This window comes from Plantactinospora soyae, assembly GCF_014874095.1.
GTDB lineage: Bacteria > Actinomycetota > Actinomycetes > Mycobacteriales > Micromonosporaceae > Plantactinospora > Plantactinospora soyae.
In genome coordinates this window covers 2,849,897-2,861,635 of record NZ_JADBEB010000001.1, presented here as the reverse complement: position 1 = coordinate 2,861,635, position 11,739 = coordinate 2,849,897, and the positions used below count along the sequence as shown (strand labels likewise).

The window sequence follows — 11,739 nt, the reverse complement described above, 5'->3', positions numbered from 1 at the left end:
ACTCCACTGCGCACCCGTGGTTTCTCCCCCCGGCGACGGAGGATAGCCGGTTACGGACGCGTACACCATGGCGCCCGGCGTGGTTGCCGGCCAACCCCAGCACCGGCGGCCCCGGCTATCCGATCCGGTCGATCACCAGCGCCGGCACGGCGGGGCGGTCCGCCGAGATCGACACCGCGTCGGCGGCACCCGACCGGGCCGCCGGAATCCGCGCCGGGTCCTCGGCACGGAGCTCGTAGAGCGGGTCGCCGGCCCGGACCTGATCCCCCGGCTTCCGGTGCAGTACCACCCCGGCCGGGGCGCTGACCGGGTCCTCCTTGCGGGCCCGGCCCGCGCCGAGCCGCCACGCCGCCACACCGATGGCGTACGCGTCGATGGCCGAGACGAAGCCGTCCCGTTCGGCCCGGACGACCTCCACCTCCGGGGCGACCGGCATCGGGGCGTCCGGGTCACCGCCCTGGGCACTGACCATGGCCCGCCAGACGTCCATGGCCCGGCCGTCCCGGAGCGCCCGTTCGGGATCGGCGTCCGGCAGCCCGGCCGCGGTGAGCATCTCCCGGGCCAACGCGAGGGTCAGCTCCACCACGTCGGCGGGACCGCCGCCGGCCAGCACCTCGACCGACTCGGCGACCTCGACCGCGTTGCCCACGGTCAGGCCGAGCGGCGTGGACATGTCCGTGAGCAGGGCCACCGTCCGTACCCCGTGCGCACCGCCCAGCTCCACCATGGTCCGAGCCAGCTCCCGGGCATCCGCCTCCGACTTCATGAACGCGCCCGAGCCGACCTTCACGTCGAGCACCAGCGCCCCGGTCCCCTCGGCGATCTTCTTGCTCATGATCGAGCTGGCGATCAGCGGAATCGCCTCCACCGTGCCGGTGACGTCCCGCAGCGCGTACAGCTTGCGGTCGGCCGGGGCCAGCCGCTCCCCCGCCGCACAGATCACCGCACCGACCTCCCCCAACTGCGCGATGAACTCGTCGCCCGAGAGCGCGGCCCGCCAGCCCGGAATCGACTCCAGCTTGTCCAGCGTGCCGCCGGTGTGCCCCAACCCCCGCCCGGAGAGCTGCGGTACGGCGGCACCACACGCCGCCACCAACGGAGTCAACGGAAGCGTGATCTTGTCACCGACGCCACCCGTGGAGTGCTTGTCGACGGTCGGCCGACGTACCCCGGCAAGGTCCAGCCGGTCCCCGCTGGCGATCATCGCGGCCGTCCACCGGGCGATCTCCCCCGGGTTCATCCCGCGCAGCAGGATCGCCATCGCCAGCGCCGACATCTGCTCGTCGGCGACCCGGCCCCGGGTGTACCCGTCGACCACCCAGTCGATCTGCTCGTCGGAGAGCACCCCGCCGTCCCGCTTGGTCCGGATCACGTCGATCGCGGCGAACCCACTCACAGACTTCCTCTTCCTGAAGGTCGTACCACCAGAACACCGCACCGACCCACGGCCGGCACCACCGGGCCGGGGCCTGCCGTGCCCGGCGCAGGGATCAAGCCTGACCGCCCGGAGCCGGGCACGGCAGGCCCCGGCAACCCCGCACGGCGCGCACGGGCACGCCAGCCCAAACCACCACGCACGCCAGCCCAAACCCCGACGCACGCCAGGTCGCGAACCCTCAGTCACCCCACCGAAGCGGAATCTCCAACGGCGGCTCACCCTCACCAGCCCAGAAGATCGACCCGGCCGCGTCAACCACCACCACCCGGGGCGTACGAGCCTGTCCCCAGGTCACCGCATCAGCCGGATCGGCCCAGCTCGGCGCCTCCTCCAGTACGCCGGTCGGCGCGCCGTCGGAGTCCCCCGCGGACCTCTCCCAGTACCCGGTCCACACCTGCTGGCCACCGGCGACGTCAGGGTGCAGGAACACCGTCCCCCGCCCCCGCCAGACGGCCAGTTCCTCGGGTACCGCCGGCAGCTTCGTCGTACCGGCGATCGCTTCCAGGTCGGCCGGTCCGAACGCGTGCGGCAGCAGCTCGGCCATCCGCAGCGGGACGGGTTCCGCCTCGATCAGGCACTCCGGTCCGCCGTGCTCCCAGAGCAGCTGCCGGCACCGCCCGCACGGCATCAACGGCTCACCCGTCGCGCCTACGCACGACATCGCGATTAGCTTCCCGCCACCGGAGGCGTGCAGCGCGGAGACCAGTCCGCACTCCGCGCAGAGCGTCACGCCGTACGACGCGTTCTCCACGTTGCAGCCGACCACCATCCGGCCGTCGTCGACCAGTGCCGCCGCCCCGACCGGAAAGTTCGAGTACGGCGCGTACGCGCGCCGCATCGCGTCGATCGCGGCGGCCCGCAGAGCCGCCCAGTCAATATCCATCGTCACGCCCCCCATCCTGCCCCGCCGCTGGTCAGCCCTTGATGTAGGGCTTACCGTCGGCTGCCGGCGCGCGTACCTTGCCGACCAGGCCGGCCACGGCCAGCAGCGTGGCGAGGTACGGCAGCATCGCCAGGAACTCGCTCGGGATGCTGCTGTTGATCGCGCTGAGGTAGGTGCCGAGCTGGTCGGCGAACCCGAAGAAGAGCGCCGCCAGCAACGCGCCGGTAGGACTCCACCGCCCGAAGATCAGCGCGGCGAGCGCGATGAAGCCCTTGCCACCGATCATGTTCTTGCTGAAGGTGTAGAGCGCCAGGGTGTAGGACGCGCCGCCCACCCCGGCCACCATCCCGGCGAGCAGCACGTTCCGGTACCGCAGCGCGAGGACCTTGACCCCGAGGGTGTCGGCGGCGGTCGGGTGCTCCCCGACCGAGCGGGTCCGCAGTCCCCACCGGGTACGGAACAGCCCGACGTGGATCACCAGCACCAGGAACAGCGCCAGGTAGAGGAAGATGTTGCCCCGGAACAGCGCCGGGCCGAGCACCGGGATGTCGGAGAGGAACGGGATCGGCCACGCCTCGAACCGGGGCGGCTGGTTGTACCTCGCCGCGTTGGGCTGCATCAGCCGCTCGTAGAGGAACCCGGTCAGGCCGAGCGCGAGCAGGTTGAGCACGATCCCCATCACGACCTGGTCGACCAGGTAGCGGATCGTGAAGATCGCGAGCAGCAGCGAGATCAGCGCCCCACCCAGCGCCGCCGCGATCAGCCCGATCCAGGCGCTCCCGGCCAGCGTGCCGACCAGGGCACCCGCGAAGGCACCCATCAGCAACTGGCCCTCGATCGCCACGTTCACCACGCCGGACCGCTCGCAGAGCACCCCGGCGAGGGCGCCGAAGATCAGCGGCAGGGCGAGGATGAAGGTGCCCCGGACGATGTTGACCAGCGGCATGAAGTTCTGCCCGGCCGGTGCCGCCGACACCTGCCAGCAGAGGAAGGAGAGCACCACCCCGACCACCGCGACACCGAGCAGCGGCACGAACCACCGCTTCGACGTACCGGCCAGCAGGCCCGCACCGGCCGCCGCCGCGACCAGCCCGAAGATCACCGCGCCGAGGGTGCCGTTGATGGCGAGTGCCGCGCCGCCCGCGTCCTCGCTGAGCGTGAACCGCGCGTCCGTACCGGTGGCGAGCGCCCCGAAGAGCACCGCCGCGACCAGCCCGAGCAGCAACGCGCCGGCCCCGACCTTGCGGTCCCGGGTCCAGAAACCCTGCCGTACGGCGACGGCGACGTCCTCGACAGCCATGGTGGACATCAGGCCAGCTCTCCGTTCGCGACTGCGGGGCTCGCAAGCTCACTCCTCGCGCTCACCTGCGCCACCATCCGTTCACGACTGCGGGGCTCGCAAGCTCACTCCTCGCGCTCACCGTCACCAGCCCTTCGCCATGCTCGTCTGGAGCCGGGCCGCCCGGGCCGCCCGGAGCCCGAAGATCGCCTTCACCAGTGCCGGTGCGGCGATGAAGATGACGATCAGCGCCTGCAACACCGTGACCAGTTCCAACGAGATGCTGGCGTACGACTGCATCCGGTTTCCACCGGCCTGTAGGGCACCGAAGAGCAGGGCGGCCAGCGCGACTCCCCACGGTTTCACCCGGCCGAGCAGCGCCACCAGGATGCCGTCGAAGCCGATCTGGGCGATCACCAGCGGGGTGAGGGCGGTGGCCGTGGTGCCGAGCACCATGTTCGCGCCGCCGAGTCCGGAGAGCGCGCCCGCGATCACCATCACCAGGACGTACGTCCGTCCGACGCTGATGCCGGCGGTCCGGGCCGCGTCCGGGTTGGCCCCGACCGCCCGGAGTTCGAAGCCGAAGGTGGACCGGTTGAGCAGCCAGGCGACTCCCCAGGTGGCTCCGATCGCGAGCACGATGCCGAGGTGCACCCGCAGGTCGCCGCCGAGCAGCCGGGGAAGCTGCGCGGATCCGTCGACCGACCGGCTGATCGCGTCCGTCCGGCCCGACGCGTGTACGCCGTCCTGCACGATGATCCAGGCCAGGAAGGAGATCGCGACGTAGTTGAGCATGATCGTGGTGATCACCTCGTGCGCGCCGGTACGGGCCTTCAGGAACCCGGGCACGAATCCCCAGATCGCCCCGCCGATCGCCCCGGCGAGTACGGCCACGATCAGGTGCACCACCGGCGGCAACGGCAGCAGGAAGCCGGCCAGCGCGGCCAGGACCACCCCGAGGGTGGCCTGGCCCTGCGCACCGATGTTGAACAGCCCGCCCCGGAAGGCCAGCGAGACCGCGAGGCCGGTGAAGACCAGCGGCGCGGCGTACGTCAGCGTCTCGGAGATCGGCGCGAAGACCGGTTGCCAGCCGTTCGTGCCGTTGATCCAGCCGCTCACCGCCGCCGGGTCGAAGACCGCGCCCTTGAACAGGTTCGCGTACGCGTCGCTGACCACGGTCCAACTGGAGTTGAGCGCGTCCGCGGGCTGGGCGGTGATGTAGCCGTAGGTGGCGAGCACGTCCGGATCGGAGACGATGATCAGTACGGCGCCGATCACCGTGGCCAGCACGATGGCAAGCACGGTGACCACGACGGTGTTGGCCGCCCACAGGTTGCGGACGAAGAGCCGGAGCAGGAGAGGCCCGCCCGAGTCCCGGCCGGTGAGCGCGTCGGCACCGGCACCTGGTGCCGTACCGCCGGGGGTGTCCTTCACGGCGTCGGTCGTCGGCCCGCTGGTTCCGGTCGCCGGGTCCGTGTCGCCGGTCTGCTTGTCCGGGCTGCCGGAGACGTCCGGGCTGCCGGACGGCCGGCCCTCGACGCCGGCCCGGTCGCCGCGCGCATCAGGAGCGCTGCCGGCCTGGTCGGCGCGCTCCTTGGGCTCGCTGCCGAGCTGGTCGCTTCGCTCGTTGGGCTCGCTCACGGGGTTTCCTCGCTACCAGGGGCGTCGGAGGCCGACGTCGCCTTCCCGTCCTCCGGGGCGGCGGCGGGCGCGGTGCTGCCGTCGGCGGACCCGGCGGTCGCTGCCGGCTCCGGTCCGGTGATGCCGGCCATCAGCAGGCCGATCTCCTCGCGCGGGGTGTCCGGCCCGACCACTCCCAGGATCCGGCCGCGGTACATCACGGCGATCCGGTCGGCCAGCCCGATGACCTCGTCCAGCTCACTGGAGACCAGGAGTACGGCGGTGCCGATGTCCCGCTCGTGGATGATCCGACGGTGGATGAACTCGATCGAGCCGACGTCCACCCCCCGGGTGGGCTGCGCGGCCACGAAGAGCTTCAGCGGCCGGGACATCTCCCGAGCAATGATCACCTTCTGCTGGTTGCCGCCGGACAGCGTGCCGACGGCAGCCTCGGCGGACGGTGTGCGTACGTCGAACTCGGGAATCCGCTCCCGGGCCGAGGCGGTGATCGCGTCCGGCTTGAGCACCAGGCCCGCCCCGAACGGCGGCCGGTCGTAGATGTCCAGCACCAGGTTCTCCGCGACGCTGAACTCCTTGACCAGCCCGTCGACGCTGCGGTCCTCCGGGACGTACCCGACGCCGGCCCGCAGCACCCGCTTGGTCGGCCAGCCGTCGACGCGCTGCCCCGACAGGGTGACCGAGCCGCTCAGCACCGGACGCAGACCCATCAGCGCCTCGATGAGTTCGGTCTGACCGTTGCCCTGCACCCCGGCGATGCCGAGGATCTCGCCGGCCCGGACGGTCAGGTCGACCCCGTCGACCGCGCGTACGGACCGCTCGTCGTCGACGACGAGTCCCTCGACCTCCAGTACGGGCTCGCCCGGTGTGGCGGGACCCTTCTCCACCAGCAGGTTCACCGTGCGCCCGACCATCAGCGCGGCCAACTCGTCCTCGCTGGCGTCCGGGCTGGCGGTACCGACGGTCCGGCCCCGGCGGATCACCGTGATCCGGTCCGCGATCGCCTTGACTTCCTTGAGCTTGTGCGTGATGAACACGATCGACTTGCCGGACTCCTTCAGCGACCGCATGACCGCGAGCAGTTCCTCGGTCTCCTGCGGGGTCAGCACGGCGGTCGGCTCGTCCAGGATGAGCAGTTCCACGTCCCGGGTCAGCGCCTTGACGATCTCGACCCGCTGCTGCACGCCGACCGGCAGGTCCTCGACCACCGCGTCGGGGTTGACCCGCAGGTTGTAGCGGCTGGACACCTCGGTCACCTGGCGCCGGGCCCGACGCCGGTCCAGGAAGCCGGCGATACCGCCCCGGACGTGCTCGGCGCCGAGCATGACGTTCTCCGCCACGGTGAAGACCGGTACGAGCATGAAGTGCTGGTGCACCATGCCGATGCCGGCGCCGATGGCGTCACCGGGGCCCTTGGCCCGCAGCGGCGCCCCGTCGACCAGGATCTCGCCCTCGTCCGGCTGCAACAGGCCGTACAGCACGTTCATCAGGGTCGATTTGCCCGCGCCGTTCTCACCGAGCAGCGCGTGAATCTCTCCGGGCTCCACCGTCAGGTCGATGTGGTCGTTGGCGACCAGGTCACCGAACCGCTTGGTGATGCCGCGCAGTTCGAGTCTCAGCGCAACCTCCTGGGAGTGCGGGCGATGGTGCAGCGTAGCTGCTGCCAGACCGGGTCGACAGGGTCGGTCCGGTGGTCACGGCGGGCTGTTCGGCCCGGCCTGGGTGGCGCGAAAACCGGCCGTCCCGATCCTCGCGGGCGAACCTTGCCCCCGAGGGTCGGGACGGCCGGATCGTCGACGTTCTCCGTCGGCCCGGCCGGCCGTCCCGAACGCCTCTGCGGGACGGCCGATCCGGCGTCAGACCGGCTGTGCCGCCGAGGTGACGGTGACCGCGCCGGAGTTGATGTCGGTCTTGAGCTTCTCGATCTCGGCCTTCAGCTCCGCCGGCACCTTGCTGTCGAAATCGTGGTACGGCGCCAGCGACACGCCGTTGTTGGCCAGGGTGCCGAGGTAGCCGGGGTCGTGGGCGAGCTTCTCGCCGTTGGCCGCCGTCACCACCGCGTCCTTGACCGCGTCCGAGATGTTCTTGACCACGGTGGTGAGCAGCGCCGGGCAGTTCGGCGTGCTCTGGCATCCGTCGACGTCGACCCAGATGACGGAGTACTTGCCACCGGAGGCCTGCGCCGCCGCCGTGGTACCCAGGCCGGCGCCACCGGCCACCGGCATGACGATGTCCGCGCCCTGCGCGACGAGGGCGTCACTGACCTTCTTGCCCTCGTCCTGCTTGACGAAGTCGTTGGTGAACGAGCCGTTCTGGGTGGCCTTGTCCCAGCCGATGACCTTGACGGTCTTGCTCTTCACCTTGTTGAACTGCGCCACGCCGTCGACGAAGCCGTCCATGAAGATGGTCACCGGACCGATCTTCATTCCGCCGTAGGTGCCGACCGTGCCGGACTTGGACATCCCGGCCGCCAGGTAGCCGGCGAGGAAGCCCGCCTGCGCGGTGTTGAACTGCATCGGGAAGACGTTGCTCTCCGGCAGCTTCGCGTCGACGATGCCGAACTGCTGGTCCGGGTTCGCCTTGGCGATCTTGGAGGTGGCCTCGCCCATCAGGCCGCCGACGGCGAGGATGAAGTCGCAGTCCTGGTTGACGTACTGGGTCAGGTTCGGCTCGTAGTCGGCCTCGGCCTTGGAGGCCACGTACTTGATATCGATCTTGCTGTCGGCGGCCTTGGCCGCTTCCAGCCCGGCCCAGGCCGAGGTGTTGAACGACTTGTCGTCGATGCCGCCGACGTCGGTCACCATGCACGCGGTGTACTTCTCCGCCGCGGTGCCGCCCGCGTTGCTGTCGCTCGGAGCCTCGCCACACGCGGCGGCGGCGCCCAGCGCGAGCCCGCCCACCGCGAATACCGAAACGATCCGCATCCCACGCACAGAGCGCAAGACGGTCTCCCTTCCCATTGCACACCGCCACCGCGGTGGCAGCCCAAAGCCGGCCTGCGCGTTTGCCGCCGGCGTCCCACGTTACGGACGGGAGCGTACGCCCGCGCCTGTCCACCGGCCGACAATCGTGCCTGACTGTTGAACGCCCGTTACCCTTACGTAACTTGGGGGTGTGGGACATCACTTGTTAACCCGCCCGATGCCCGCCGTCGAATCACGAAGCGCCCCGTTTTCACCGTTCCGGGTGCTCGGGACCAGCCGGGGCGGCGGCCGAGCCCCGGTTACCGGCGGCGGGCCCGGTACGGGTGGCCGACGGAGGGGGTCAGCGCCAGAAGACCGCGATCGCGGCGTTGGCCAGGGTCAGCACGATGATCCCGATGAAGTGCCCACGGTTGACCGACTCCCGCTTCCGGGAGAAGAAGACCATCACGAAGATCATCAGGCCGATGACGAGCTTGGTGGCGAGCTTGGCGGGGGCCGGCTCGTCGCCGTCGCGCAGCGGCGCGGAGAGCCCGATCCCGGTCAGCACCTGGATGATGGCGCCCCAGAGCATCAGGGGGTTGATCCGCAACCGGCCGGTGACGTACTGGGTGAGCGCGCCGCCCAGCAGCAGTGCGAACCCGATCAGATGCGCGTAGAGGAGTATCAGCCGCAGAGGTTCCACGGCCGACATCCTGCCCCATCGGCAGCCGCGCCGTCGCCCCCGGCCCGGCCGCCGACCGGCCGGACCACGGCGGCCGACGATGCCGCCGCCGTGACCCGGCGAGCGTGGTCAACTACGGCTGGCCGCCAGGTCGGCGTTCCCCGCGTCGCTTCCGGTGGTGCCGACCGCCGGCGCGGGGCCGAGGCCGATCGGCCGGGCCCGGCCGACGGCCACCAGGACCAGGCCGACGACGGCGTAGCCGACGAGGATCAGCAGCGGTGTCGCCGCGCCGGCGCCGTCGAAGAACGCCGTCGAGCGGAGCAGGCTGCCACCGGCGCCCACCGGTAGCCACTGGCCGACCACGCCCCACGGCTGGGGCAGCAACTCCGGCGCCGCGGTGACCGCGGACAGCGGGTTGCCGACCAGGAAGACCAGGACCGCGCCGAGGGCCAGGCCGGCTCGGCCCAGCGCCGTACCGAGCCCGCTCAGGGTGGCCGCGATGGCCAGTCCGACCAGCCCGATGGCGGCCCCGTTGGCCAGGTGGTCGCCGGGGAGCACACCGAGCCAGCCCTGAAGCACCACCGGCCCGGCGAGTCCGGCCAGCAGTCCGAAGCTGACCAGGCCGGCCAGCCGGGCGGTCCGGTTGGCGACCAGGAGCGCCAGCAGTACCCCGGCCACCATGCTGGTCAACGCGAGCGGCAGGAATCCGGCCGCGAAGCCGCCGCCCCGGGGATCGTCCGGGTCGGCGGGGACCACGTCGACCACCCGAAGCGGCTGACCGCCGGAGAGCTGCCCGGCGGACTGGGTGAGCAGCGCCGTCACCGTCGGACTGGCCCCGCTCGCGGTGTGCAGCGCCGGCCCGTCCGGGCCGATCACGAACGCGGCGTACGCCTCGCGGTCGCGCAGCGCCTGGTCTGCCGCCGTACCGTCCGGCAACCGGATCACCTCGAAGGCCCCGGGGGCGGCCGCGGTCAGTTTCCCGATCAGCGCGTCGGTGGCCGGGGCCGGCCCGGCGACGACGACGGGCAGGTCGCGCGGTTCCAGGTTCGCCGCCGGACCGGCGAACAGCGGTACGAGGAGCGATTGCAGCAGTACCACCCCGGCAGCGACCAGTACGGCGACGGCGTACGGCGGGCGGCGGTGCCCGGAGCGGGGCGGCTCCGGTGGGACCGACGGTCGACTCATCTTCCGACTCCCTCGTGGCGATCTAAAACGAATGTTCGTTCTCTTTAGAACAGGTTCCCCGCCATCGCCGGCGGCGTCAAGAACGAGCGTTCGTTTTACAATGTGCGGCGTGCCACGTGTCTCCGACGAACACCTCGCCGCCCGACGGCAGCAGATCCTCGACGCCGCCCGGCGCTGCTTCCTGCGCAACGGTTTCCACGCCACCTCGATGCAGGATGTGATCAGCGAGGCCGGCCTGTCGGTCGGCGCGGTCTACCGCTACTTCCGGAGCAAGCAGGAGCTGGTCAGCTCGATCGCCGGATCGGTCCTCGACGACGCGGACGAACTCTTCGCGGCCATCGCCGAGGAGGAGCCGCCGCCACCACTGGTCGACGCGGTGGACCGGGCACTCGCGTTCGTCGAGGCCCAGGTCGCCCCGGACGGCCTCTTCCCGCTCGCCATCCAGGTCTGGGCCGAGTCGCTCCGCGATCCCGAGCTGGCCGACTTCGTCGCGCGGATGTACGGCGGGACCCGAGCCCGATTCGTCGCCCTCGCCCGGCGGGCGCAGCAGGCCGGGGAGCTGCCCCCGGACGCCGATCCCGAGGCGGTGGGCGCCGTCCTGTTCGGCATGATCCCGGGCTTCGCCCTGCAACGCCTGCTGGCCGCCGGCCCGGACCGGAAGACGTACCTGAGTGGCGTACGGGCACTGATCGCCACCCAGGGCCGCGCCGACGGTTGACCGTGGCCCGGGCGTCCTGAGTCGACCCGGCGCCGCGCTGGTCGACACCCGGGGCGATCTTGTCGTCGCGCCGAGCTATCCCCTCTGACCTCGGCCGGTCCGCCACACCGCCGAAGCTTCCACGGCTCCGTCCGGGCGGGCTACCATCGGCCGACCCCGTGGCCGGACACACCGGTCCCGGGTGGAAAGCCCCGGCTACGCCGCGACCGGCCGGCGGCGGACGGGAGTCACGCTGTGGTGTTCGCCAGGAACGGAAAACAGGGCGATCGTCGGCCCGCGATCGTGCTCGTGACGCTCGTGGAGGCGACGGCGGTGGTGCTGGCCATCGGGATCGCCCTCGTCGTGGGCCCGACCGACGAGACCCCGACCGCCCGGCCCGGACCGGATCCCACCACCGGAAGTACGACCACGCCCAGCACCCCGCCCAGCCCGGTCGGGTCGACCGTGCCGGTGATCCGCCCCGGCCGACCCGGCGAGTCGGCCGACGTGGTCGCGCCGAACCAGCTCACCCCCCAGTCCGGTCCCCGGCACAACAGCGCCGACGTCCTCTTCGTCCAGATGATGGTCCCGCACCACGAGCAGGCCCTGCAGATGGCCGCCCTGGTACCGACCCGGGCCGGCGGCACCGGGGTCATCTCGGTCGCCGACCGGATCAGGGCCAGCCAGCAGCCCGAGGTCGAGGTGCTGCGGAGCTGGCTGCGGGACCGGAGTCTGCCCCCCGACGTGGAGTCCGGCCACGAGCACCACACGATGCACGGCATGCAGAGCCCGGCGGCGATCGCCGCGCTCACCTCGGCGACCGGGACGGCGTTCGACCGGATGTTCATCGAGATGATGAGCGCACACCACCAGGGCGCCATCCAGATGGCCCAGGCCGTACTCACCGCCGGGGTGGATCCGCAGATCCGGGAGCTGGCCCGGAACATCGCCTTCGAACAGGCCGTCGAGATCAACCGGATGCGTGAGGTGATCGACCCCCAGGTGCCCTGATCGGCGGCGACCCCGCCCTGCTC

General features: G+C 71.4%; 10 protein-coding genes. 2 read left to right on the top strand and 8 right to left on the bottom strand.

The features are described 5' to 3' along the window. Positions 1-115 precede the first annotated feature (115 nt). From H4W31_RS12860 to H4W31_RS12825, 8 genes are all read right to left on the bottom strand, one after another. Complete coding sequence (locus H4W31_RS12860) at positions 116-1,396, bottom strand: thymidine phosphorylase (RefSeq protein ID WP_192766872.1); 1,281 nt, start codon at positions 1,394-1,396, stop codon at positions 116-118. 220 nt (positions 1,397-1,616) lie between these two features. Next, positions 1,617-2,321 carry a cytidine deaminase gene (locus tag H4W31_RS12855; RefSeq protein WP_192772059.1) on the bottom strand — a complete coding sequence of 235 codons (705 nt, stop codon included), beginning with the start codon at positions 2,319-2,321 and terminating at the stop codon, positions 1,617-1,619. Between the two features lie 31 nt (positions 2,322-2,352). After that, positions 2,353-3,630: an ABC transporter permease gene (locus tag H4W31_RS12850; protein ID WP_192766871.1), complete on the bottom strand. Its 1,278-nt coding sequence runs from the start codon at positions 3,628-3,630 to the stop codon at positions 2,353-2,355. A 114-nt stretch (positions 3,631-3,744) separates the two neighbouring features. Beyond that, a complete protein-coding gene (locus H4W31_RS12845) occupies positions 3,745-4,956 on the bottom strand; it encodes an ABC transporter permease (RefSeq protein WP_225946512.1) in 1,212 nt (403 codons plus the stop codon). Positions 4,957-5,237: 281 nt separating this feature from the next. Continuing rightward, on the bottom strand, positions 5,238-6,797 hold the full coding sequence (locus tag H4W31_RS12840; RefSeq protein WP_318783735.1) for an ABC transporter ATP-binding protein: 1,560 nt from the start codon (positions 6,795-6,797) through the stop codon (positions 5,238-5,240). A 297-nt stretch (positions 6,798-7,094) separates the two neighbouring features. Then, positions 7,095-8,162, bottom strand: a complete 1,068-nt coding sequence (locus tag H4W31_RS12835) for a BMP family lipoprotein (protein ID WP_192772056.1) — start codon at positions 8,160-8,162, stop codon at positions 7,095-7,097. A gap of 340 nt (positions 8,163-8,502) precedes the next feature. Beyond that, positions 8,503-8,844, bottom strand: a complete 342-nt coding sequence (locus H4W31_RS12830) for a hypothetical protein (protein WP_192766870.1) — start codon at positions 8,842-8,844, stop codon at positions 8,503-8,505. Positions 8,845-8,952: 108 nt separating this feature from the next. After that, on the bottom strand, positions 8,953-10,008 hold the full coding sequence (locus H4W31_RS12825) for a hypothetical protein (RefSeq protein ID WP_192766869.1): 1,056 nt from the start codon (positions 10,006-10,008) through the stop codon (positions 8,953-8,955). A 109-nt stretch (positions 10,009-10,117) separates the two neighbouring features. Here H4W31_RS12825 and H4W31_RS12820 point away from each other — a divergent pair, with 109 nt between their 5' ends. Continuing rightward, the gene (locus H4W31_RS12820) at positions 10,118-10,726 is read left to right on the top strand and encodes a TetR/AcrR family transcriptional regulator (protein ID WP_192766868.1); all 609 of its coding nucleotides are present in this window, start codon (positions 10,118-10,120) and stop codon (positions 10,724-10,726) included. Between the two features lie 234 nt (positions 10,727-10,960). Then, positions 10,961-11,716 (top strand): DUF305 domain-containing protein, encoded by a 756-nt coding sequence (locus H4W31_RS12815; RefSeq protein WP_192766867.1) that lies wholly within the window; start codon positions 10,961-10,963, stop codon positions 11,714-11,716. The last annotated feature ends 23 nt before the right edge of the window (positions 11,717-11,739 follow it).

Bases quoted from the DNA above. Each gene is read 5' to 3' on its own strand.
- H4W31_RS12850 (WP_192766871.1), bottom strand. From the start codon at position 3,630: ATGTCCACCATGGCTGTCGAGGACGTCGCCGTCGCCGTACGGCAGGGT.
- H4W31_RS12855 (WP_192772059.1), bottom strand. From the start codon at position 2,321: ATGGATATTGACTGGGCGGCTCTGCGGGCCGCCGCGATCGACGCGATG.
- H4W31_RS12825 (WP_192766869.1), bottom strand. From the start codon at position 10,008: ATGAGTCGACCGTCGGTCCCACCGGAGCCGCCCCGCTCCGGGCACCGC.
- H4W31_RS12835 (WP_192772056.1), bottom strand. From the start codon at position 8,162: ATGCGGATCGTTTCGGTATTCGCGGTGGGCGGGCTCGCGCTGGGCGCC.